General features: G+C 69.0%; 16 protein-coding genes and 1 tRNA gene. 10 read left to right on the top strand and 7 right to left on the bottom strand.

Annotated elements, in window-relative coordinates; genetic code table 11:
* Nucleotides 1-334: 334 nt before the first annotated feature.
* Nucleotides 335-1,432 carry an efflux RND transporter periplasmic adaptor subunit gene (locus G8O29_RS04875; RefSeq protein WP_166402118.1) on the top strand — a complete coding sequence of 366 codons (1,098 nt, stop codon included), beginning with the start codon at nt 335-337 and terminating at the stop codon, nt 1,430-1,432.
* A complete protein-coding gene (locus G8O29_RS04870; RefSeq protein WP_166402116.1) occupies nt 1,429-4,578 on the top strand; it encodes an efflux RND transporter permease subunit in 3,150 nt (1,049 codons plus the stop codon). The genes G8O29_RS04875 and G8O29_RS04870 overlap by 4 nt, the downstream gene beginning before the upstream one ends.
* Nucleotides 4,579-4,896: 318 nt before the next feature.
* On the opposite strand, the gene G8O29_RS04865 is transcribed toward G8O29_RS04870, so the two are convergent.
* Together G8O29_RS04865 and G8O29_RS04860 are read right to left on the bottom strand one after the other, a co-directional pair.
* Nucleotides 4,897-4,972, bottom strand: a tRNA-Ala gene (locus G8O29_RS04865).
* Nucleotides 4,973-5,077: 105 nt separating this feature from the next.
* Nucleotides 5,078-5,413 carry a TIGR02300 family protein gene (locus G8O29_RS04860; RefSeq protein ID WP_166402115.1) on the bottom strand — a complete coding sequence of 112 codons (336 nt, stop codon included), beginning with the start codon at nt 5,411-5,413 and terminating at the stop codon, nt 5,078-5,080.
* A 126-nt stretch (nt 5,414-5,539) separates the two neighbouring features.
* On the opposite strand from G8O29_RS04860, the gene G8O29_RS04855 reads away from it, so the two are divergent.
* From G8O29_RS04855 to G8O29_RS04840, 4 genes are all read left to right on the top strand, one after another.
* The gene (locus tag G8O29_RS04855; RefSeq protein ID WP_166402114.1) at nt 5,540-6,232 is read left to right on the top strand and encodes a M48 family metallopeptidase; all 693 of its coding nucleotides are present in this window, start codon (nt 5,540-5,542) and stop codon (nt 6,230-6,232) included.
* A 33-nt stretch (nt 6,233-6,265) separates the two neighbouring features.
* On the top strand, nt 6,266-6,913 hold the full coding sequence (locus G8O29_RS04850) for a GntR family transcriptional regulator (RefSeq protein WP_128515545.1): 648 nt from the start codon (nt 6,266-6,268) through the stop codon (nt 6,911-6,913).
* A 283-nt stretch (nt 6,914-7,196) separates the two neighbouring features.
* Complete coding sequence (locus G8O29_RS04845) at nt 7,197-8,108, top strand: pirin family protein (protein ID WP_166402113.1); 912 nt, start codon at nt 7,197-7,199, stop codon at nt 8,106-8,108.
* 89 nt (nt 8,109-8,197) lie between these two features.
* Nucleotides 8,198-8,923 carry a class I SAM-dependent methyltransferase gene (locus G8O29_RS04840; RefSeq protein ID WP_207623669.1) on the top strand — a complete coding sequence of 242 codons (726 nt, stop codon included), beginning with the start codon at nt 8,198-8,200 and terminating at the stop codon, nt 8,921-8,923.
* Nucleotides 8,924-8,930: 7 nt separating this feature from the next.
* On the opposite strand, the gene G8O29_RS04835 is transcribed toward G8O29_RS04840, so the two are convergent.
* Together G8O29_RS04835 and G8O29_RS04830 are read right to left on the bottom strand one after the other, a co-directional pair.
* The gene (locus tag G8O29_RS04835; protein ID WP_166402111.1) at nt 8,931-11,444 is read right to left on the bottom strand and encodes an ABC transporter permease; all 2,514 of its coding nucleotides are present in this window, start codon (nt 11,442-11,444) and stop codon (nt 8,931-8,933) included.
* The gene (locus tag G8O29_RS04830) at nt 11,441-12,151 is read right to left on the bottom strand and encodes an ABC transporter ATP-binding protein (RefSeq protein ID WP_166402109.1); all 711 of its coding nucleotides are present in this window, start codon (nt 12,149-12,151) and stop codon (nt 11,441-11,443) included. The genes G8O29_RS04835 and G8O29_RS04830 overlap by 4 nt, the downstream gene beginning before the upstream one ends.
* 97 nt (nt 12,152-12,248) lie before the next feature.
* On the opposite strand from G8O29_RS04830, the gene G8O29_RS04825 reads away from it, so the two are divergent.
* The 3 genes from G8O29_RS04825 (at nt 12,249) to G8O29_RS04815 (ending at nt 17,279) form a co-directional block, all read left to right on the top strand.
* On the top strand, nt 12,249-12,848 hold the full coding sequence (locus G8O29_RS04825) for an arylesterase (RefSeq protein ID WP_367890126.1): 600 nt from the start codon (nt 12,249-12,251) through the stop codon (nt 12,846-12,848).
* 66 nt (nt 12,849-12,914) lie between these two features.
* A complete protein-coding gene (locus G8O29_RS04820) occupies nt 12,915-16,493 on the top strand; it encodes a hydantoinase B/oxoprolinase family protein (RefSeq protein ID WP_166402107.1) in 3,579 nt (1,192 codons plus the stop codon).
* A gap of 96 nt (nt 16,494-16,589) precedes the next feature.
* Entirely contained in the window at nt 16,590-17,279 is a 690-nt protein-coding gene (locus tag G8O29_RS04815; protein ID WP_166402106.1) for a tellurite resistance TerB family protein, read from the top strand.
* Here the strand turns inward: G8O29_RS04815 and G8O29_RS04810 are convergent.
* Nucleotides 17,276-18,106, bottom strand: coding sequence for an SDR family oxidoreductase (locus G8O29_RS04810; protein WP_166402104.1), 831 nt, complete (start codon nt 18,104-18,106; stop codon nt 17,276-17,278). The genes G8O29_RS04815 and G8O29_RS04810 overlap by 4 nt on opposite strands.
* Before the next feature lie 27 nt (nt 18,107-18,133).
* A complete protein-coding gene (locus G8O29_RS04805; RefSeq protein ID WP_166402103.1) occupies nt 18,134-18,829 on the bottom strand; it encodes an SH3 domain-containing protein in 696 nt (231 codons plus the stop codon).
* A 141-nt stretch (nt 18,830-18,970) separates the two neighbouring features.
* On the opposite strand from G8O29_RS04805, the gene parC reads away from it, so the two are divergent.
* Entirely contained in the window at nt 18,971-21,286 is a 2,316-nt protein-coding gene (gene parC, locus G8O29_RS04800; RefSeq protein ID WP_166402102.1) for a DNA topoisomerase IV subunit A, read from the top strand.
* Between the two features lie 69 nt (nt 21,287-21,355).
* Here the strand turns inward: parC and G8O29_RS04795 are convergent, their stop codons facing one another.
* Entirely contained in the window at nt 21,356-22,714 is a 1,359-nt protein-coding gene (locus G8O29_RS04795; RefSeq protein ID WP_166402101.1) for a cytochrome P450, read from the bottom strand.
* Between the last annotated feature and the right edge of the window lie 246 nt (nt 22,715-22,960).

The raw sequence follows: 22,960 nt of genomic DNA, 5'->3' as shown, positions 1-22,960 counted from the left end.
CCCAATCGTTCAGAGGGCCTGCGACCCTCGCCCCGGACCATTGCCCGTGACCGTGCCGCAAGCGGCGCCCCTGCGTGACTGTGGGAACCAGACGTCCGGGCCTTTCGGTGCTCACGCGGCACAGGCGGCGGACAGGGGCGACATGGGCGCTTTGCCGGGCCGTGTCAAGACAAACCGTCCGGTACGCAAGGGCTGGACCTTGTTTCGTGGCAGGCGTATCACTTGCCGCGTCCTGCCAGGCGGGGCTGCGCCCCTGTTCCGACGCGGCCGTCCCGGCGCGAGACCAATTATAAAAGACTTTCCCGCCAACAGTTTGTCCCGGATGCCGCGACCCATGCCGAAGTTTCATCGAATTGCCGCCCTTTGCGTGACGGTTGCCGCCGGGGCATGGATTGCCACCGGAGAGTTCTCTTCGGTGGGCAGCGCCCAGACGGCGGAAGGTAAGGAATCCCCGACGCCCGTGTCTGCAACGGCCGAGAAGGCGCCGCTGGTCCGCACCGTTTCGGCCGTTGTGCCCGGCTTTGTGGACCATGCCCGCGCGATCCGCCTTTCGGGTGTCACCCAGGCGGACAAGCGCGTGGATCTGGCGGCGCGGACCGAGGGCATCATCGCCTCGCTGGCGATGGCCAAGGGCGGCAGCGTCGAGGCCGGGGCCGTGGTGATGGAACTGGAAGGGCCCGAGACCGTGGCCCAGGAAAAGATCGCCGAAATCGCGCTGGCGCAGAAGGAGCGTGACCTCGAGGTGGCGCAACGGCTGTTCGATTCCGGCAGCACGACCGAAAGCGCGCTGACCAATGCGCGCTCGGCCCGCGATGCGGCGGCGGCGGAACTGGCGCGCGCCCAGGCGGCGGCCGACCGGCTGCGGCTCAAGGCGCCGTTCGCGGGGATCGTCGATAGCCTGTCGGTGGAACCGGGCGAATGGGTGCAGACCGGCGCCCCGGTGGCGACGATCCTGTCGCTGGACCCGATCGTGGTCAGGGCCGAGGTCAGCGAGGTCGATCTGGGCGCTGTGGTCGTCGGCTCCACCGCGCGGGTCCGGCTGGTCAACGGGGCCGAGATGGACGGCACCGTGCGGCTGGTCGCGCGCGAGGCCTCGGCCCAGACCCGGACCTTCCCGGTGGAAATCGCGCTGCCGAACCCCGGCCTTGCCCTGTCGGCGGGGATGACGGCCGAGGTCTCGCTGTTCGCGCCGCCGGTCCGGGCCGTCGTGGTGCCCCGGTCGGTCATCACCCTGTCCGACAAGGGCGAGATCGGCCTGCGGGTGGTAGGTCAGGACAATCGGGCGCGGTTCGCCGCCATCCAGATCATCGACGACACGCCCGAGGGTCTGGTCGTGACCGGCGTGCAGGAGGGGGTGCGGATCATCACCGCCGGGCAGGATCTTGTCCGCGATGGCGACAAGGTGGATGTCGCGCCGGGGGTCGGCCAATGAAACTTGTCGAAACCGCCATTGCCAACGCAAGGCTGACCATCTCGGTCCTGCTGTTCCTGATGCTGGCCGGGGCGATGGCCTATGTCTCGATCCCCAAGGAGGCCGAGCCGGACATCCAGATCCCGATTCTTTACGTCAGCCTGCATTATGACGGCATCTCGCCCGAGGACAGCGAGCGGCTTCTCTTGCGCCCGATGGAGACGGCGCTGAAATCGATCACGGGCATCAAGAAGATGACCTCGACCGCCTATCAGAGCGGCGGCAACGTGGTGATCGAATTCCAGGCAGGGGCCGATCTGAAGAAGGCGCTGGACGATGTGCGCACCAAGGTGGATCAGGCCCGGCCCGAACTGCCCTCGGGCGCCGACGAGCCGACGGTGAACGAGGTCAACCTGTCGGAATTCCCGATCCTTGTCATCACGCTGTCGGGCGATGTGCCGGAGCGCGCGCTGGCCAGGGCGGGGCGTGAGCTGCGCGACCGGATCGAGGAGCTGCCCACGGTGCTGAACGCCGAGTTGCAGGGCGTGCGGGACGATCTGGTCGAGGTGGTGATCGACCCCGGCAAGCTGGCGAGCTACGGGTTGCGGCCCGACATCCTGATCGCGGGTTTCGCCGCCGGCAACCAGCTGGTCGCCGCCGGGGCGCTGCAAGGCGCCGAGGGCCGCTATGCGATCAAGGTGCCCTCGCTTCTCGAAACCATCGAGGACGTGGCGAACCTGCCCGTCGTCTCGACCGGGACCGCGACGGTCCGGGTGCGCGACATCGCTCAGATCCTGCCGACGCTGAAAGAGCCCGAGACGATCACCCGCCTGAACGGCGCGCCGGCCATCGCCATCGAGGTGTCGAAACGCACCGGCGCCAACCTGATCCAGACCGTCGATGACGTGAAGGCGGTGACCGAGGCTTTCCGCCGCTTCCTGCCCGAGGGCACCGAGATCACCTTCAGCCAGGACAAGTCCAAAGACATCCGGCAGCTCTTGTTCGACTTGCAGAACTCGGTCCTGACCGCGGTGATCCTGGTCTTCATCGTGATCCTCTACGCGCTGTCGGTCCGCGCCTCGCTCCTGATCGGCCTGGCGATCCCGGCTTCCTTCCTGATGGGGATGCTGGCCCTGTCGCTGTGGGGTTACACCGTCAACATCGTGGTGCTGTTCAGCCTGATCCTGGCGGTCGGCATGCTGGTCGATGATGCGATCATCGTCACCGAATATGCCGAGCGCCGGATGTCGGAAGGCATGGACAAGCGCGAGGCCTTTGCCATGGCCTCGCACCGCATGACCGGGCCGGTCGTGGCGGCGACGATGACGCGGGTCGCGGCCTTTTCGCCGCTTCTGTTCTGGCCCGGCGTTGTCGGCGAGTTCATGAAATACCTGCCGATTACCCTGATCGTCACGCTGTCGGCCTCGCTCGTCTATGCGCTGATCTTCGTGCCGACCCTGGGCGCGATCCTGGCCAAGCCCTTCAAGCACCCGCCGGAACACAAGGACGGCGCCTATATGTGGGTCGTGGGCAAGGCGGTCCGGCACCCGGTCATCATGCTGTTCCTGGCCATCGGCCTTCTGGTCGCGGTGCCCTTCGCCTACGGCAAATACGGCAAGGGCGTGATCTTCTTCCCCGATGTCGAACCGGAATATGGCCTGCTCTACGTCAAGGCGCGCGGCAACCTGTCCATCGCCGAAAAGGATGCGCTGGTCGCCCAGGCCGAGGCGCGCATCCTGGGCTGGCCGGGGATCGCGACGGTCTATACCCGCACCGGCGCGGCGGGCGGGATGGGGCAGGAGGTCGATGCCGACGTGATCGGGGTGATCCAGTACGAATTCGTGGACTGGCGCGAGCGCAAGAACGCCAATGCCATCCTCGCCGACCTCCGGGCGGCGATGGTGGGCATCCCCGGCGTTGACATCCAGGTCTCGGTCCCGCAGGCCGGGCCGCCCACCGGCAAGGCGATCCAGATCCAGCTGTCGGCCGATGACCCGACTTACCTGAACGAGGTCGCGGTGCAGGTCGCCGCGCGGCTGGCACAGGTGCCGGACGTGATCGACATCTCGAACGGCCTGCCGCCCCCCGGTATCGACTGGGAGCTGAAGGTCGATCGCGCCGCCGCCTCGCGCTATGGCATCGCGCCCTCGACCGTGGGGGCGATGGTGCAGCTGGTGACCGGCGGGCTGAAACTGTCGGACTACCGCCCGGCGGGGGCCGATGACGCGGTGGACATCGTCCTGCGCCTGCCCGCCGACCAGCGGACCATCTCGGCGCTGGACCAGCTGCGGATCCAGACCGCCGCAGGCTCGGTCCCGATCTCGAACTTCGTCACCCGCACCGCCGCGCCCACCACCGGCACGCTGACGCGGCTGGACGGGGCGCGCACCGTGACCGTGCAGGCCGGCATCCGCGAAGGCGTGCAGCCCGACGGGGTCTATGCCCAGGTCACCGCCGCGCTGGAGGCCGCGAACCTTGACCAGTTCGGCATCCGCTGGAAACTGGCCGGCGAGGACGCCGAACAGGCCGAGGCCGGGGCCTTCCTCTCCAAGGCCTTCGGGGCGGCGATCTTCCTGATCTTCATCGTGCTGCTGGCGCAGTTCAACAACTTCACCTCGGTCTGGCTGGTGCTGTCGGCGGTCGTCATGTCCACCATCGGCGTGCTGCTGGGCCTGATGATCATGGGCCAGCCCTTCACCATGGTGATGACCGGGATCGGCATCATCGCGCTGGCGGGGGTGGTGGTGAACAACAACATCGTGCTGATCGATACCTACGACACCCTGCGCCGCGCGGGCCGGCCGAAGATCGAGGCGATTCTGCAGACCTGCCGCGAACGCGCGCGCCCCGTGGTGCTGACCGCGCTGACCGCGATCCTGGGCGTCCTGCCCATCGCCTTCGGCCTGAACCTGGAACTGCTCAGCCACGAGGTCACCATCGGCGCACCCTCGACCCAATGGTGGATCGCGCTCTCCTCGGCCATCGTCTATGGACTCGCCTTCTCGACCGTCCTGACGCTGCTCATCATCCCGTCGCTGCTGATGCTGGTCACCCGGGCCGACAATCCGAAGCCCTGGTTCTGGCAGCGGCAGAAGCGGCGGGACTGGTATGCCCGCTTTCAGCCCGAACAGGCGCGTGGGCGGGGCAGGGCGGCGCCGGCAGAGTAACCGTAGGCTGCGCTACAGCGCACCTTCCCCGCCACGCCGATTCGCATCCCGTGGTTAACGCCAGGCCGGATGTCCATGCGTATGTACGGATGCCAGACACTTTCCAGACGGAAACCAGACAGCGCCGCAGCGCCGAATGCAGCACATTAACCCAGCGTTCCCAAGGGCTTGTGGTGCACCTGTCAGTCGCTCACCCGGCTGTTGCGCGACTGCGCTTCACGTTTGCCCGACCCCGTCGCCGGGTCGGACTGGCGTGCGGTTCCGGCGCCCTGAAAATGAAAAGGGGCGGTCTGAACCGCCCCGCTTTCAGTCTCTCTTTGGTGGAGCCACGGGGAATCGAACCCCGGACCTCTTGAATGCCATTCAAGCGCTCTCCCATCTGAGCTATGACCCCACCGGAGAGAAGCATCGCACCGTTTCCGCCGCGATGCCGGCTATCTAGGACAGGTGGCCGGGGGCTGCAAGGGGGAAAATCACCCCTCTGCCCCGGCGCCTATCCTCAGACTTCCTCCTCGTCGCCGGGCACGTCGGCCAGGTCGTCGAGCGAGACGTTGTCGTCCGCATCGTCCTCCAGCAGATCGTCGTCCAGTTCGGTATCATCGGCGACGGCGCCGTCCAGCAGGACGTCTTCGGTTTCCAGATCCTCGACCAGAACGTCGTCATCCTTGTCGGGTGCCACGCGCGAGATGACCGAGGCGGCCATCTTGCGGCGCACCGATTCGATGTCCACGATCTCGCCGGTGTAGGGGCTGACGATCGGGTTCTTGTTCAGGTCGTAGAAGCGTTTGCCGGTCGTCGGGCAGATGCGCTTCGTGCCCCATTCTGCTTTGGGCATGGTGGTCCCTTTGGATGGTGGGTAAGCAGTAAAACAGCCGCTTGCCACAGGTGCGGGCGACTGTCAAAGCCTTTTCATGTGCCGCCGGACATGGCTATGTTCCGGGCAGCTTTCAAAGGGTTCTGCATGCCCGTCCTGCCCGGCTCTCCACCCGTCGAGGTGCATCTCAGGCGTTCGGCCCGCGCGCGGCGCTTTTCGCTGCGGGTGTCCCGGCTGGACGGCAAGGTCACCCTGTCGATGCCGCTGCGGGCGCGCGACGGCGAGGCGATGGAGTTCCTGCGCGGTCACGAGGGCTGGCTGCGCGAGACACTGCGCAGCATGCCGGAATCGGCCGTGCGGCCGGTCGGTATCGGGTCGGTCATCCCGGTCGAAGGCCGGGACCTGCGCCTTGCTTCGGCCACGGGACGCGGGGTGCGGCTCGAGGGCGACCGGCTGCTGGTTCCCGGCGATCCGGTTGCGGCGGGCGCGCGGGTCGCGGCCTGGCTGAAGGTCCTGGCGCACGACCGTCTGGCGGCGGCTTCGACGCGCCATGCCGGGATGGTCGGGCGGCGCTATTCCGCACTGGCGCTGCGGGACACCCGGTCGCGCTGGGGGTCCTGCTCGCCGGACGGGCGGCTGATGTATTCCTGGCGGCTGGTCATGGCCCCGCCTGCGGTGCTGGATTACGTTGCCGCGCATGAGGTCGCGCATCTGGTGGAGCTGAACCATTCCCCTGCCTTCTGGGAGGTGGTGGACCGGATCTGTCCGGGCTGGAAGGCGCAGCGGGCCTGGCTGCACCAGCACGGCCAGACCCTGCACCGGCTGCGCTTTCAGGATTGACCGTTCGGCCCGGGGGGTGTTCCCCTTCGGCCCATGCTGACGCCCCGCCCCACCGACCCCAACGCCGCCGCGCATGAACGGCTGTACCGGACCCTGCGCCAGCAGGTCATGCATGGCGAGCTGGACCCCGGCCAGTCGCTGACCCTGCGGGGATTGGGCAAGCAGTTCGGCGTCTCGATGACCCCCGCGCGCGAGGCCGTGCGGCGGCTGGTGGCCGAGGGGGCGCTGACCCTGTCGTCCTCGGGCCGGATCTCGACACCGGAACTGACCCCGGAACGGATCGAGGAGCTGGCGGCGATCCGGGCTTTGCTGGAGCCGGAGATGGCGGCGCGGGCGCTGCCGAGGGCCCACTTTGCGCTGATCGAGCGATTGACCGCGATCAATCTGATGAACGGCGAGGCGGCGGTCAGGGGGGATGCGGTCACCTATGTCCGCACCAACCTGGAGTTCCACCGGACGCTCTACCTGCGCGCCCAGACCCCGGCGATGCTGGCGATGTGCGAGACGGTCTGGTTGCAGCTGGGGCCGACGATGCGGGCGGTCTATGCGAGGGTCAAGCGGCGGGAGCCGCCGACCCACCATCGGGTGATCCTGGCCGCCCTGAAGGCGGGGGACGAGCCGGGGCTGCGGCTGGCCGTGCGGACCGACGTGACCCAGGGGCTGCGCCATCTGACGGGGTAGCGCCGCGCGCGGCGCGGGTTTCGGGGTCAGGTAAATCAAGGGGTTGGCTGCGGGCGTTAGGGATTTGGCAACTTTTCAAAGACAGGTCGGGCGGGTGAAGCGCCGATGCCCTCCAAGCCAGCGGATCGGAGGCTTTGAAGGCACGGCAGCGGAGTTCTTGCAGACTCCGCGCCCTTGACGCCTTGGGTTTGGTGCATTGCTGCACAGAAGGCCGCCGCATTTGCGCCTTGGCGCGGGGTCCGCACCGCCCCATCTTCAGCCCAACGCAATTCAGGAGACAGCCATGTCCATCCGTCCCGTGATCGAGACTCGCCGCGCCCAGCCCCATATCGAGGGCGCCGGCGTCCATCTGCACCGCGCCTTCGGCTTCCAGGACCCGACCGAGGCGGACCCGTTCCTTCTGTTCGACGACTTCCGGGGGGATCATCCGCGCGATTACCAAGCCGGGTTCCCGTGGCACCCGCATCGGGGGATCGAGACGATCACCTATGTCCTTGCGGGGACCGTGGAGCATGGCGACTCGCTGGGCAACAAGGGCACCTTGGGGCCGGGGTCGTTGCAGCTGATGACCGCCGGGCGCGGCATCCTGCATCAGGAGATGCCGAAAGGCGACGAACAGGGCCGGATGCATGGCTTTCAGCTGTGGGGCAACCTGCCCGGGCGGCTCAAGATGACCGCGCCGCGCTATCAGGACATGCCGGCCGAGGCGCTGCCGGAGCGGCATGAGGATGACGGAAGCAGCATCCGCGTGGTGATCGGCGACTATCGCGGGGTGAGAAGCCCGGTCGAAGGCATCGCGGCGGATCCGCAGTATCTGGATGTCTTCGTGGCCCCGGGCAGGCGCAAGACCTTCAAGGTCGATACCCGGCGCCGGGCCTTTGCCTATGTCTTCGAGGGGTCGGCGTCCTTCCGTGACGCTGCGCGGCCTGAAGGCGTCCTGCTGGAAAAGGAAGTGATGGGCCGGGAGGTCAACATCCGCGACCTTTCCGGCAACCGGACGCTGGTGCGGTTCGGCGCGGGCGACGAGGTGACGGTGACGGCGGGGCCGGAGGGGGTTCGGTTCCTGCTGATCTCGGGCGCGCCGATCGAGGAGCCGGTCGCCTGGGCCGGGCCGATCGTGATGAACACCGAAGCGGAGCTGCGCCAGGCCTTCACCGAACTGCGCAACGGCACCTTCATCCGCCCGGCGCATTGAAGAAACCCCGGGGTTGCGCCCGAACGGGTCGCATCGCATGGTGCCTGCGTTCAGTCGCGGGTCCGCCGATGTTCGTCAAAGCCACCGGAATGCCGTATCACCGCTTCTTGCGGCGGCTCCACAATGCCTGCCTTTTCGACTGGTATCTCGAGGTCGGCTGCCGGTCGGGGGAAAGCTTTGCTCCGGTGCGGTCGAAGACCGTTGCGGTCGATCCCTTCTTCCGGGCCGAGATCAACATCATCGGCCAGAAGCCTGCACTGCATGTGTTCCAGATGACCAGCGACGACTTCTTCGCCAGCGGCTTCATGGCGCGCAACGGCATCCGGCTTAGCCTGGCCTTCCTGGACGGGATGCACCTGTTCGAGTTCCTGTTGCGCGACTTCATCCATACCGAGGCGGCGATGGAGCCGAAGGGGGTCATCCTGCTGCACGACTGCGTGCCCTACGGGATGGAGATGACGACGCGCGACCTGGACAACCTGCCGAAGGGGTCCTGGACCGGGGATGTCTGGAAGCTGATCCCGATCCTGCACCGCTGGCGGCCAGAGCTGGAGGTGACGGTGCTGGATTGCCGCCCGACGGGGCTGGTCTGCGTCTCGGGGCTGGACCCGGACAACCGGGTTCTGGTCGAAAACCACGATGCGATTGTGGCCGAGTTTTCCGGCGTCGATCTGGACGGCTACGGGATCGGGCGCTTCTTCGACAGTTTCGCCATGGCCAGTGCCAAGGCCGAACAGGAGGCGGGTTTCCCCCGGTTCCTCCCGGCCAGCCTGCCGGCAGAGATGGCGCTGGTGCCGCAGCCGGTGACGCCCTGAGGGCTCCCTAGTCCTGGGCGCGCAGCGTTCCGGCCGGGCGGGCGGCCAGCGGGCGCAGCGCGAAGGCGAGGCCCGCGAGCAGCGTGGCGATCACTCCTCCCAGGACGATGCCGATGGCCGACAGCGGCTCGAAGCGGAAGGTCGAATCCATCACGAAGGTCATCACCGCCCAGGCCGACAGCCCCCCCGCGATGACCGCGACCACCCCGGCCGCCGCCCCCATCAGGGCCGAGCGCAGCGCGAAGCTGGACAGGATCCGGCCGCGCGTCGCCCCGAGCGTCTTGAGGATGGCGGATTCGTAGATCCGCGCGCGTTCGCCCGCCGCCGCCGCGCCGATCAGCACGACAAAGCCCGTGATCAGCGTCCCCGCCGCCGCCCAGGCGGTGGCGGTGGCGATGGCCGACAGCGCCTCGGAGACCCGGTCCACCGCCTCACGGATACGGATCGCGGTGATGTTGGGCCAGGTCTGCGCGACCTCGCGCAGGATCGCGGCCTCGGCCTCCGGTGGGGCATAGACGGTGGCGATATGGGTGTGCGGCGCACCGGCCAGCGCGGCGGGGTTCAGCGTCATCACAAAGCCCATCCCGGCGTTCGAGAAGTCCACCTCGCGGAACGAGGTGACGGTGGCGGTCAGGTCGCGGCCGAGGATGTTGACGGTCATCCGGTCGCCAAGCTTCAGGCCGATCTCCGCGGCCTCTGCGGCGGCAAAGCTGATCTGGGGATCGCCCGCGTAATCCTCGGCCCAGAAACTGCCGGCGGTGATCCGGGTCTTTGGCCCGGGAGTGGCGGCATAGGTGATGCCGCGGTCGCCGCGCACGACCCAGTGGTCCCCCGCCACCTCGCGCGCGGGGCGGTCGTTGATCCGGGTGATGACGCCGCGCAGCATCGGGGCGGTCTCGGTGTCGGTGACGGCGGGATTGGCGCGGATCAGGGCGAGGAACGGGTTGATCTGGTCGGGCTGGATGTCGATGAAGAAGAAGGCCGGCGCGCGCGTCGGCAGATCGGTGGCGATGGCCTGGCGCAGGTTCCAGTCGATCTGGCCCACGGCGGCCAGCACGGAAAGCCCGAGGCCCAGCGACAGGACGACCGAGGTCGCGTCGGACCGGGGCGCGCCGATCGCGGCCAGCGCGGCGCGGGTGGCGGGGCGGCCCCGGGCCATCCGGCTGCGTGCCAGGCGCCGCGCGACGAGGCGCAGGGCGAGCGCCGCGAGCCCCAGCACGAGGAGCGCGCCCAGGACTCCTCCGGCCGCCCCCAGCGCCAGTTCCGGGATGCCCGACAGCCAGGTCGCGCTGCCGACCAGCGCGACGGACAGGATGGCAAGCGCGGCAAGGTAGCGTTTCCTCGGCCAGGCACGGGTGCCCGTGCCGCCGCGATAGAGCGCCGCGGGGCGGATCGTCTCGGTCCGGGCCAGGGGCAGAAGCGTGAAGATCAAGGCCGACAGCGCGCCGTAGAAGGCCGCCTCGACCAGCGCCATGGGGGCCAGGCGGATCTGGGCCGGGAAGGGCAGCGAGGCCTCGATCAGCGGCGCGGCCAGGATCGGGACCAGTGCCCCCAGGGCAAGGCCAAGCGCGATGCCGAGGCCGGACAGGATCGCGGTCTGCCAGAGGTAGCTGCGGAAGATCAGCCCGCCCTCGGCGCCCAGCGTCTTCAGCGTGGCGATGGTCTCGACCTTGCCGTCCAGGTAGGATCGGATCGCCGCCGAGATGCCGACCCCGCCCACCGCCAGCCCGGCCAGGCCCACCAGGACAAGGAAGCTGCCGATCCGGTCCACGAAGGTCTCGATCCCCGGTGCGGCGCGGCGGCTGTCGGTCCAGCGCATCCCCTTGTCGCGGAACGTGGTTTCCGCCTGCCTCTCCAGCGCGGCAAGGTCGGCGCCGGGCGGCAGAAGCATCCGGTAGCGGGTTTCATACATCGAGCCCGAGGCCAGCAGCCCCGACCCCGCCAGCGCCTCGGATCGCACCACGGTGCGCGGGCCGAGGGTGAAGCCGGTCGAGGCGCTGTCGGGTTCCCGCGTAAGCGCCGCGGTCAGGCGGAAGTCCTGCGTGCCCAGGCGGAAGCGGTCGCCGATCGACAGCGAGAGACGCTCGATCAGTACGGGGTCCATGATCGCGCCGGGCAGGCCGTCCCGGTCGGCCAGGGCCTCGGCCACCGGGATCGGCGGGTCAAGCTCTGCCGCGCCGGTCAGCGGCCAGGCGGCATCGACGGCCTTGATCTGCGTCAGCGCCTGGTCGCCCTCGGTCAGGACCATGGAGCGGAAATCGTAGACTTCGGAGACGGCACGCGCCGTCCGCTCCATCCAGGCGCGTTCCTCGGCATCGGCGGCGCGGTAGGTGAAACGCATCTCGGCATCGCCCCCCAGGATCACCGCGCCCTGGTCGGTCAGCCCCTGCTGGATGCCCGCGCGCAGGGTGCCTACGGCGGCAATGGCCGCGACCCCCAGCGCGAGGCAGGCCAGAAAGACGCGAAAGCCGCGCAACCCGCCACGCAGTTCGCGACGGGCGATGGTGAAGGACAGGCTCATTCGGCAGCCTTTGCCAATGTCTCGTGCGCCGGCATGTCGGGCGCAAGCTGACCGTCGGCAAGCCGGATCACCCGGTCGCAGCGCGCGGCCAGTTCCGGCGCATGGGTCACCAGCACCAGCGTCGCGCCGTGCCGGTCGCGCAGGCCGAACAGCAGATCCATGATCGCCTGGCCGTTCGCGCCGTCGAGATTGCCGGTCGGTTCATCCGCCAGAAGGATCGCCGGGCGGGGCGCGGCGGCGCGGGCCAGGGCCACGCGCTGCTGCTCGCCCCCCGACATCTGGCTGGGGTAATGGTGCAGCCGTGCGCCCAGGCCCACGGCGCGCAGTTCGGCCTCGGCCCGGTCGAAGGCATCTGCCGCTCCGCCCAGTTCCAGCGGCAGGGCGACGTTCTCCAGCGCGGTCATCGTCGGAATCAGGTGGAAGCTCTGGAACACAACCCCCATATTTCCCCGACGAAAGCGGGCGAGCGCGTCCTCGTCCATCGCGGTCAGGTCGTGCCCCAGGGCCAGGACCTGACCGCCGGTGGCACGTTCCAGCCCGCCCATGAGCATGAGGAGCGACGACTTGCCCGACCCGGACGGACCGATCAGCCCCACGGTTTCCCCTTTCCGCACCGAAAGGGTGATGCCTTTCAGGATCTCGACCGGGCCGGCATTGCCGGCAAGGGTCAGCCGCGCATCGGTCAGCGCGAGAACGGGATCGGTCATGCAAGGGATCCTTCGGGTGGCCTGTTCTGTCGGATATGGCGCGCGGCGGCGAATGCGCAATGCTGCACTTGCAGTCTTGGCACTGTCAAGTTGGGCCATGGCCGAGCCGGTCACGGTCGTGGCACTGGGCGACAGTCTGACGGCGGGCTACGGGCTGGCGGACGCGTCCCAGGGTCTGGTGCCGGTGCTGGAAGGCTGGCTGCGGGCGCGCGGGCATGATGTGGTGGTGCAGAATGCGGGCGTCTCGGGCGACACGACGGCGGGCGGGCTGGCCCGGATCGGCTGGGCGCTGGGGCCCGAGGCCGAGGCGCTGGTGGTCACGCTGGGCGGCAACGACCTGTTGCGCGGGATCGACCCCGCCGAGTCGCGGCGCAACCTTGACGGGATCCTGAAGGAGGCCGCGGCGCGGAACCTGCCGGTGCTTCTGGTGGCGATGAAGGCGCCGGGAAATTTCGGACCCGACTACAAGGCGGCCTTCGACGCGATGTATGGCGAACTTGCCGGCCAGTATGGGGCGCTGCTGGCCGAGGACTTCTTCGAGGGACTGCGCGCGGCAGGGGCCGATCCGTCTGACCCTGCCTCGCTGGCGGCCTGGATGCAGGCGGACGGGCTGCATCCGAACGCCGAGGGCGTGCGGCTGATTGTCGAAGCTCTGGGGCCGAAGGTCGAAGACCTGCTCGCCCGCGTGGAAAAGTAGGCGGACCGCCTCTTGCATCCGGGTCCGCCCCAGGCCACCAAGGACGCGCAGGGAGGGGGCGGGCCGATGGGCGCATGGGAATTCTGGATCGACCGCGGCGGCACCTTCACCGATGTGGTGGGACGGGCGCCGGACGGGCGGCTGGTGACGGCCAAGCTACTGTCCGAGAACCCGGAACGCTATGCCGATGCCGCCGTGCAGGGCATCCGCGACTGTCTGGGCTTGCGGGACGGGCAGCCGATCCCGGACGGGGCGATCTCGGCGGTGAAGATGGGCACGACCGTGGCCACCAACGCCCTGCTGGAGCGGAAGGGGGAGCGGGTGGCGCTGCTGATCACCGAGGGCTTCGGCGACCTGTTGCGCATCGGCACCCAGGCCCGCCCGGCCCTGTTCGAGCTGGAGATCCGGCGGCCGGACCTGCTATACGAACAGGTGTTCGAGATCCCGGGCCGGCTGGATGCCGAGGGCCGCGAGATCCGGCCGCTGGACCTTGTGGCGGTGCAGCGCGCCCTGGACCGCGCCCGCGATGCAGGCATCCGCGCGGTCGCCGTGGCGTTGATGCATGCCCATGTCAACCCGGGCCACGAGGCCGAGATCGGGCGGATGGCCAGGGCTGCCGGCTTTGCGCAGATTTCCCTTTCGCATCAGATCTCTCGCCTGGCGAAACTGGTGGCGCGGGGCGATACGACGGTGGTGGACGCCTATCTCTCGCCGATCCTGCGGCGCTATGTGGCGCAGGTCGAGGCCGCGCTGGACATCGGTCGCGCCACCGGGCGGCTGCTGTGCATGCAGTCGAACGGCGGGCTGACCGAGGCCGGGCGCTTCCAGGGCAAGGATGCGATCCTCTCGGGCCCGGCCGGGGGCATCGTCGGCATGGTGCGGACCGCCGAAGCGGCGGGGTTCGACCGGCTGATCGGCTTCGACATGGGCGGGACCTCGACCGATGTCAGCCACTATGCCGGGCAATACGAACGCTCGTTCGAAACCGAGGTCGCGGGCGTCAGGATGCGCGCACCGATGATGGACATCCACACTGTTGCAGCGGGGGGCGGGTCGATCTGTTCGTTCCGGGACGGGCGGTTCCAGGTCGGCCCGGAAAGCGCGGGCGCCAATCCCGGGCCGGTCTCCTATCGCCGGGGCGGGCCTTTGACCATCACCGATTGCAACGTGATGCTGGGGCGCATCTCGCCCGCGCATTTCCCGGCGGTCTTTGGCCCGTCAGGCGATCAGCCGCTGGATGCCGAAGCCGCGCGAAGGGCCTTCGCCGCCCTGTCGGCCGAGGTGGCGCAGGCCACCGGGCGCTGCGATCCGCCCGAGGCGATCGCGGAAGGGTTCCTGCGCATCGCCATCGACAACATGGCGAACGCGATCAGGAAGATCAGCGTGCAGCGCGGGCATGACCTGACCGGCTACGCGCTGCAATGCTTTGGCGGCGCGGGCGGGCAGCATGCCTGCGGGGTGGCGGATGCGCTAGGAATGAAAAAAATTTTCATCCATCCTCAGGCCGGTGTCCTTTCGGCCTTCGGCATGGGATTGGCACAGTTGCGCAGCCTGCGCGAGGTGCAGTTCGATGCGCCGCTTTCGGCACTGGACGCGGCGCGCGACCGGATCGACGCGTTGGCGGCAGAGGCGGTTGCCGCATTGCAGGCGCAAGGCGTAGCGGCGCCGCGGGTGACCCTGACCGCGCATCTGCGCCATGAGGGACAACACCAGTCGCTGCCGGTGCCTTTCGGCGATGCCGAGACCATGGCCACCGCCTTCGCGGCGGCGCATCAGGCGCGCTTCGGCTTCACCTCTCCCGAGCGGGCACTGTGGTTCGAGATGCTGGCCGCCGAGGCCGAGGGCGGCGGGGCCGAGCTGCCGGACCTTGCCCCGCATCCGGGGGCGGGAAGGCCGGCAGGGCAGCTTCGGCTCTGGGCCGGGGGGCGCTGGCAGGACGTGCCGCTCTACCGCCGCGAGGATTGCGGGACCGCGACCGTCATCGCCGGACCGGCAGTGATTGCCGAGGCGACGGGGACGGTCATCGTCGAACCGGGCTGGGAGGCGCGGGTCGATGCCCAGGCCAATCTGATCCTGCGGCGAGTCGAGGCGGTGGTGCGGGAACGGGCAGCCGGGACCGAGGTGGATCCGGTCCGACTGGAACTGTTCAACAACCTGTTCATGTCGGTCGCCGACCAGATGGGCGCCACTCTGGCCAACACGGCCTGGTCGGTCAACATCAAGGAAAGGCTGGATTTTTCCTGCGCGATCTTCGACGCGGCGGGCGATCTGGTGGCGAATGCTCCGCATGTGCCGGTGCATCTGGGCAGTATGTCCCATGCCGTCAAGACGGTCATCGCCGCGGTCGGCCGGACGGCGCGGGAGGGTGACGCCTGGATGCTGAATTCGCCCTGGAACGGCGGCACGCATCTGCCCGACGTGACGGTGGTTTCTCCGGTCTTCGTGCAAGGACGCCCGGCCTTCTGGCTGGGGTCGCGCGGGCATCATGCCGACATCGGCGGGCGCACGCCGGGCTCGGGCCCGCCCGACAGCCGGACGATCGAGGAGGAGGGCGTGGTGATCGACCTCTTCCACCTGGTGCGCGGGGGCGTGCTGGCCGAGGCCGAGACACGCGCGCTGCTGGGGTCGGGGCGCTGGCCCTGCCGGTCGCCCGAGCAGAACCTGGCCGACCTCAAGGCGCAGGTCGCGGCCAACGAGACCGGACGACGCGAACTTGCGCGGGTGGTGGCGCAGCACGGGGCCGATGTGGTGGCGGCCTACATGGGCCATGTACAGAGAAACGCCGAGGAATGCGTGCGCGCGGTGATCGACCGGCTGTCGGACGGGGCCTTCCGGCTGCCGCTGGACATCGGGGCCGAGATCGCGGTGCGGGTCACGGTGGACCGTGCGGCGCGTTCGGCGAAAGTGGATTTCACCGGGACCAGCCCGCAGCATCCGGGCAACTACAACGCGCCGCAGGCGGTGACGCGGGCGGTGGTGCTGTATGTGTTCCGCACGCTGGTCGGCAAGCCCATTCCGCTGAACGAGGGCTGCCTGAGGCCGCTGGAGATCATCGTGCCCGAGGGGACGCTGCTGAACCCGCGCCCCCCGGCGGCGGTGATCGCGGGCAATACCGAGATCAGCCAGTCGGCCTGCAATGCCCTTTACGGCGCGCTGGGCGTGGTGGCGGCGGCGCAAGGCACGATGAACAACTTCATCTGGGGCAACGACCGCTTTCAGAACTACGAGACCATCGCCGGGGGCACCGGAGCCGGGCCGGGCTTTGCCGGTTGCGATGCGGTGCAAAGCCACATGACCAACACCCGGATGACCGACCCCGAAGTGCTGGAGAAACGCTTTCCGGTGCGACTGGAGGCGTTCGGCATCCGTCCGGGCTCGGGCGGGGCGGGGCGCTGGCCGGGCGGAAACGGGGCGGTGCGCCGGCTGCGGTTCCTGGAGCCGGTCACGGTGACGACGCTGTGCGGCAGCCGGAAGGTGGCTCCGTTCGGCGCGGCCGGGGGCGGGCCGGGGGCGGTGGGCGAGAACCTGGTCCACTGGCCGGACGGGCGGGTCGAGCGGCTGGAGGGCAACGACGCGCGCGACCTGCCCGCGGGTGCCGCGTTCGAGATGCGCACTCCCGGCGGGGGCGGCTGGGGGGAAGGCTAGGCGGCAACCGGCCGGGGTCGGGGGCGTCGCGGGGGCCGTCATTGTCCTGTTGCAGGTCGCTTCCCATATTCGGACCAGCAAACCGAGGAGGCCCCGATGCTGAACGCGAAATCCCTTCTGGACGACCTGATGGGCGCACTGAACCAGCTGACCGGCGGCCAGGGGGCCAAGGGTCTGACCGACAAGGCGAAAGAGACGTGGAACAACCAGTCCACCCTGGGCAAGGGCGCGATTGCCGGGGGGCTGCTGGGCGTGCTGCTGACCAGCGGCGGGCGGCGCATGCTGGGCACCGGGCTGAAGATCGGCGGCATGGCGGCGATCGGCGCCCTTGCCTACAAGGCCTACGAGGACTGGAAGGCCGGTCGCAGCGGCGACCCGGCGGCGGCGCTGCCCAGCCCCGAGGGGACCGCGTTCCTGCCCTCCGACCCGACGGCGGCCGATGATCTGGCGACGCATCTGTTGCAGGCGATGGTCGCGGCCGCCAAGGCCGACGGGCATGTGACCCCCGACGAACGCGCCCGGATCGATGGGCAGCTGCGCAACCTCGGGCTGGGCGAGGAGGCCGAGGCGCTGATCGCGGCCGAACTGGATGCGCCCCTGGACGCGGCCCGCATCGCGGCCCTGGCGCAATCCGAGGCCGAGGCGATCCAGCTTTACGCGGTGTCGCTGCTGGCCGTGGACCCCGACACCGAGGCCGAGAAGGCCTATCTGGCCTCGCTCGCCTCGGCGCTGCGGCTGGACCCCGGTCTGGTCGACCGCCTGCACGCCGAGACGGCGCGGCTTTAGCCCTTCGAGATCGCCCGGTCCAGCAGGCGGGTCGGCAGGATCCGCCGCAGGAAACCGGCGATATGGGTAGGCGTGGTGACATAATAGCGCGCCTTGGGCCGGGGGTTTTCCAGCGCGTGGATCAGCCTGGCCGTGACCGCCTCGGGGCCTAGCTCGAAGGCATCCTTCTTCACCTTCCGGTCGTAAAGCCGGCCGCGCAGGGCGGCGTACTGGTCGCGCCGGGCCGAGTTTTCCCAGTCGATCCAGCGTTCGAAATGCGCCACGGCGTTTTCCCGGATCCGGGTCGTGATCGGGCCGGGCTCGATCAGGATCACCTCGATCCCGGTTCCGCGCATCTCGATCCGCAACACATCGGTCAGCCCCTCCAGCGCGAACTTGGTCGCGACATAGGCCCCGCGCCAGGTCGCGCCCACAAGGCCCAGCACGGACGAGCAGTTGACGATCCGCCCCGCGCCCTGCGCCCGCATCAGCGGGATCACCCGGCGGGTCAGGTCATGGGTGCCGAATAGGTTGGTCTCGAAGATTTCCCGCAGGGCGCCGCGCGGCAGGTCCTCGACCGCGCCGGGGCAGGCGAAGGCGCCGTTGTTGAACAGCGCATCCAGCCTGCCGCCAGTGCGCGTGACCAGCTCGACCACCGCGGCGGCGATGCTGTCCTCATCGGCGAGGTCGAGGCGGAAACTCTCCAGCCCCTCGCTGCGCAGGCGGTCGCAATCGGAGTCTTTACGACAGGTGGCAAAGACGCGCCAGCCGCGCGCGTGCAGCCTGCGCGCGGCGTCGAGGCCGATGCCCGAGGAGCATCCGGTGATCAGGATCGTGCGCTGCGGCATGGTTCGGCTCCTGTGGGGCGATGCCCCTCAGGGGCCCACAGGGCTGAGGTAGCGCATGGCGACAAAGCCTTCCACCCCGTCGCCCTGAATCACGATCCGCGCCCAGTCGCTGTTGACCGCCTGCACCAGCAGGGCCGCCTCGCCCGAGCCGAGCTTGCCCAGAACCTCGGCCTCGGTCGAAGGTCCGGCCCGCACGTTCACCGAATTGGCCACGACATACCAGATCGTCCCGGTCTCGCCCTCCAGGACTTCGGGATCCGGACCTTCGGGCGCGGGCGCTGCGGCGGCAAGGCCGGGCACGGCCTCGTTCCCCAGCGCAGCCAGCGAAAAGACCGGCTCTTCCACCCGGGTCACCAGCTGGCGGACCGGCTCGACATAGGGTTGGGAAGCGACGGGGGGTTGGGAGGCGACGGCGGGCTGGGGCGCGGCGGGGGGCTGGGGCGCGGCGGGGGGCTGGGGCGCGGCGGGCTCCGGCTGGGCGCTGGCCACGGCCGGCGCCGCCGTCGTGATCCTGTCGGGTTGCACCACGGCGTCCGCCGCCACCACGACGACCGGATCTTCCGGCCTTGCCGGCGCAGCCGTTTCGGCCCCGGCAACGGGGTTGCGGGCCGCCAGCCGCGCCGCCGCATCGGCCAGCCCCGGCCGCAACTGGCCCCGGTCTTCCCCGGCAATCATCAGGGCCGCATAAAGCCCGGCACATAGAATCAACGTCAACCGCAGCATCTGGAATCCGTTTCTTGATCTGGCCCCTCATAGCATAGCCGCCAGAGGGGAGTGCAGGAAAAATGCACCAGGCCGCGGCCCGGTTCCCGCCGGCGTCATTGCCATCTGGACCGCACCCGCGGTTTTCCCTACACAACATGCATGAGCGATGAAGATGACGAGCCCAAGATCGAGGGGCCTCAGGGTCTGACGACCGCCGAACCGCTGTCGCGCGCGATCGGCGAGCGGTATCTGACCTATGCGCTGTCCACGATCATGCACCGCGCCCTGCCGGACGCGCGCGACGGGCTGAAGCCGGTGCACCGGCGAATCCTCTGGGCGATGCGGCGGCTGCGGCTGACGCCGACGGAGGGGTTCTTGAAATCGGCCAAGATCAGCGGCGACACGATGGGGGATTTCCACCCCCACGGCGATGCCGCGATCTACGACGCGATGGCGCGGCTGGCCCAGGATTTCAACATGCGCTACCCGCTGGTGGACGGGCAGGGCAACTTCGGCAACATCGACGGCGACAACCCGGCAGCCAGCCGCTATACCGAGGCCCGCGTCACCCAGGCGGCGGAACTGCTGATGGAGGGCATCGACGAGACCGCCGTCGATTTCCGCCCCAACTATGACGGTCGTCTGGAAGAGCCGGTGGTGCTGCCGGCGGCCTTCCCGAACCTTCTGGCCAACGGGTCGTCGGGCATTGCCGTGGGGATGGCCACGAACATCCCGCCGCATAATCTGGATGAGCTGATCGACGGCTGTCAGGCCCTGCTGGCCGACCCCCAGCTTTCCGACGAGGCGTTGGTGGCGCTGATCCCCGGCCCGGATTTCCCGACCGGCGGGGTGATCGTGGAGCCGCGCGAGTCGATCCTTGAAGCCTACCGCACCGGTCGCGGCGCCTTCCGCACCCGGGCGAAGTGGCAGGTCGAGGATCTGGGTCGCGGCACCTGGCAGATCGTCGTCACCGAGATCCCGTTCCAGGTGCAGAAGTCCAAGCTGATCGAGAAGCTGGCCGAGCTGATCCAGCTGAAGAAGGTGCCGCTGCTGGCGGATGTCCGCGACGAGAGCGCCGAGGACATCCGGCTGATCCTGGAGCCGCGCGCGCGGAACGTGGACCCGGATGTGCTGATGGGCAGCCTGTTCAGGAACTCGGACCTCGAGGTGCGGTTCAATCTGAACATGAACGTGCTGATCGACGGACGCGTGCCGAAGGTCTGTTCGCTGAAAGAGGTGCTGCGCGCCTTCCTTGACCACCGCCGCGACGTGCTGCGGCGGCGGTCCCAGCATCGGATCGAGAAGATCGACGCAAGGCTGGAGGTGCTGGAAGGGCTGCTGATCGCCTTCCTGAACCTGGACCGGGTGATTGACATCATCCGCTACGACGCCGACCCCAAGGCCGCGCTGATGGCCGAGGACTGGTCGAAATCGCACATCCGGGCCACGTCGGAGAAGGACTACACGTCCCCGGTCAAGGGGGGCGCGGGCCAGCTGACCGAGGTCCAGGCCGAGGCGATCCTGAACATGCGGCTGCGCAGTCTGCGGCGGCTGGAGGAGATGGAGCTGAACGCCGAGCGCGACGCGCTGATGAAGGAGCGCGCCGATCTGGCCGATCTTCTGGACAGCGAGCGGCGGCAGTGGAAGCGGATCGGCCAGGAGCTGGACGAGGTCCGCAAGCTTTATGGCAAGGGCACCGCACTGGGCGCGCGCCGGACGCAGTTTGCCGATGCGACCGAGGTCGAGGACATTCCTTTCGAGGCGATGATCGACCGCGAACCGATCACGGTCATCTGCTCGAAGATGGGCTGGATCCGGGCGCTGAAGGGCCATGTCGATCTGACGGCGGAACAGAAGTTCAAGGACGGCGACGGCCCGCGTTTCGCCTTCCATGCCGAGACGACGGACAAGATCCTGCTGGTGGCCGAGAACGGGCGGTTCTACACGCTTCTGGGCGCGAACCTGCCGGGCGGGCGCGGGATGGGCGAACCCGTGCGGCTGATGGTCGATCTGCCGAACGACACCGGGATCACCGATCTGATCGTCTGGCGGCCGGGGCAGAAATACCTGCTGGCCTCGACGGCGGGCGACGGGTTCGTGGTGCCGTCCGAGGAACTGCTGGCGCAGACCCGCGCGGGCAAGGCGGTGCTGACGGTGCGGGACGGGGTCAAGACGGCGGTCTGCACGCCGGTCACGGGCGACATGGTGGCAGTGGTGGGCGACAACCGGAAGATGCTGGTTTTCCCGCTGTCCGAACTGCCGGAAATGGCCAGGGGCAAGGGCGTCAGGTTGCAGAAATATAAGGACGGAGGGTTGTCGGACGCGATCACCTTCACCAAGGCCGAGGGGCTGAGCTGGAAGGACCCGGCCGGGCGCACGCGGACCGAGGTCGATCTTCTGGAATGGACCGGGGCGCGGGCGAGCGCGGGCAAGATGGCCCCGCGCGGGTTCCCAAGGGACAACCGGTTCACCTGACGGGCCGCCCGTCGTCGTCGCCCCTCGCCGGGTCGCCCCCGACAAGACGCCGAAGGCGCACGAGGAGGTTCAGGCCCGTTCCACCTTCAGCCAGACCCCGCCCTGCGGGCGCAGGGTCAGGATCATCACGGGCTTCGGGTCCTTGCCGGGGATGGAGCTGAAGCGGAAGCGGGCCAGCAGGGTGGCCAGCACGATCACCGCCTCTTGCAGCGCGAAGCTGGCGCCGATGCAGATGCGGGGGCCGTCGCCGAAGGGCAGATACTGGAAACGCGGGATCGCCCTGGGGTCGGCGAAACGGTCGGGGCGGAAGGCGTCCGGGTCCTGCCACAGCAGACGATGGCGGTGCAGCGCGTAGATCGGCAGGATCACCGTGTCGCCGGGGCGCACCTCGCGGCCGCAGAGGGTGTCGCGCGCCATCGCGGTGCGCGACAGGAAGGCGGCAGGGGGATAGAGCCGCAGCGCCTCGTCCACGATCCGGCGGGTCAGCGGCAGGCGGGCGAGGTCGGCGACGGTGGCGGCGCGGTCGCCCAGAACGCCCTGCGCCTCCTCTCGCGCGGCGGCCTGCACGGACGGGTCGAAGGCGCAGAGGTAAAGCGCCCAGGCCAGCGTCAGCGCCGTCGTCTCGTGCCCCGCGACGATGAAGGTCAAGAGGTTGTCGCGCAGTTCCGCCGTGGTCATCTGCCGCCCGCTTTCGGGGTCGGAGCCGGCCATCAGAAGGTCGAGAAGGTCGGGCGGGGTCTTTCCGCCCTCGGCCTTGCGCGCCTCGATCGCGCGGTCGGCCAGTTTCTTCGTCTCGCGCATCGCGGACCCGGTGAACAGGCGGTTCGGACGGGGAACCCAGGGCGGGGCGCCAAGGACATCCAGCAGCGAGACCTTTGCGGTTTCCGCGATGTACTGCTCGATGGCGGCATGGACCGCGCCCCGGTCAAAGCCCGTGCCGTCCGAGAAGGTGACATCCGCGATCACCTCGAAGGTCGCCGTCACCATCTCGTCGAAGAGGTCCGCCGCCCGGCCCACGGCGCGGTCCAGCCGCGCGACGGACCGTTCCGCCGCCGCCGTCATCACCGGTCCCAGCGCGGTCACGTTGCGGTGCGAGAACACCGGGGCGGCGGTCCGGCGCTGCCACATCCATTGCGCGCCCTCGGCCACGAACAGGCTGTCGCCGATGGCGGGTTCGAGGATCAGCTTGGTCACGACCGATTTCGGGTAGTCGTCCACCCGGTCGCGCAGGACCTGTTTCAGCCCGTCGGGGTCCATCAGCATGTGCCAGCGCTTGCCGGTGCGACCGGACAGGATCGGCACCCTGGTCGCCACCTCGGGGATCAGTTCCAGGACGTTGCGCTGTGCGGCGCGAAAACTGGCCCAGACCCCCATCGGTTCGGTGTGGAGGGCAACGCGGGCGGGCAGGGAAGGGGGCGCGTCGAGCATGACGAAGAAGATAGGACGATCCCGCCCCCCGGCAAAGCGCCGTCCTGCCGCAGTCCCACGGGCCGTCCGGCCAATCAGGCTTGAATTTCCTGCGGCCAGGGGCTAAGTCGCCGCCCGTGTAATCTCGGCCCCGTCTCGGGGCGCGATCTGGACAAGGGCGGACAACGCGATGGCGAAGGCAAAGTTTGAACGGACGAAACCGCATGTGAACATCGGGACCATCGGTCACGTTGACCATGGCAAGAC

It is taken from the genome of Rhodobacter calidifons (assembly GCF_011174775.1).
Lineage (GTDB): Bacteria > Pseudomonadota > Alphaproteobacteria > Rhodobacterales > Rhodobacteraceae > Tabrizicola > Tabrizicola calidifons.
The sequence above is the reverse complement of the archived record's forward strand: the minus strand, read 5'-3'. Positions and strand labels throughout refer to the sequence as shown.

Coding starts and splice junctions, on each gene's coding strand:
- G8O29_RS04875 (WP_166402118.1), top strand. CDS start 335: ATGCCGAAGTTTCATCGAATTGCCGCCCTTTGCGTGACGGTTGCCGCC.
- G8O29_RS04870 (WP_166402116.1), top strand. CDS start 1,429: ATGAAACTTGTCGAAACCGCCATTGCCAACGCAAGGCTGACCATCTCG.
- G8O29_RS04860 (WP_166402115.1), bottom strand. CDS start 5,413: ATGCCCAAAGCAGAATGGGGCACGAAGCGCATCTGCCCGACGACCGGC.
- G8O29_RS04855 (WP_166402114.1), top strand. CDS start 5,540: ATGCCCGTCCTGCCCGGCTCTCCACCCGTCGAGGTGCATCTCAGGCGT.
- G8O29_RS04850 (WP_128515545.1), top strand. CDS start 6,266: ATGCTGACGCCCCGCCCCACCGACCCCAACGCCGCCGCGCATGAACGG.
- G8O29_RS04845 (WP_166402113.1), top strand. CDS start 7,197: ATGTCCATCCGTCCCGTGATCGAGACTCGCCGCGCCCAGCCCCATATC.
- G8O29_RS04840 (WP_207623669.1), top strand. CDS start 8,198: ATGCCGTATCACCGCTTCTTGCGGCGGCTCCACAATGCCTGCCTTTTC.
- G8O29_RS04835 (WP_166402111.1), bottom strand. CDS start 11,444: ATGAGCCTGTCCTTCACCATCGCCCGTCGCGAACTGCGTGGCGGGTTG.
- G8O29_RS04830 (WP_166402109.1), bottom strand. CDS start 12,151: ATGACCGATCCCGTTCTCGCGCTGACCGATGCGCGGCTGACCCTTGCC.
- G8O29_RS04825 (WP_367890126.1), top strand. CDS start 12,249: ATGGCCGAGCCGGTCACGGTCGTGGCACTGGGCGACAGTCTGACGGCG.
- G8O29_RS04820 (WP_166402107.1), top strand. CDS start 12,915: ATGGGCGCATGGGAATTCTGGATCGACCGCGGCGGCACCTTCACCGAT.
- G8O29_RS04815 (WP_166402106.1), top strand. CDS start 16,590: ATGCTGAACGCGAAATCCCTTCTGGACGACCTGATGGGCGCACTGAAC.
- G8O29_RS04810 (WP_166402104.1), bottom strand. CDS start 18,106: ATGCCGCAGCGCACGATCCTGATCACCGGATGCTCCTCGGGCATCGGC.
- G8O29_RS04805 (WP_166402103.1), bottom strand. CDS start 18,829: ATGCTGCGGTTGACGTTGATTCTATGTGCCGGGCTTTATGCGGCCCTG.
- parC (WP_166402102.1), top strand. CDS start 18,971: ATGAGCGATGAAGATGACGAGCCCAAGATCGAGGGGCCTCAGGGTCTG.
- G8O29_RS04795 (WP_166402101.1), bottom strand. CDS start 22,714: ATGCTCGACGCGCCCCCTTCCCTGCCCGCCCGCGTTGCCCTCCACACC.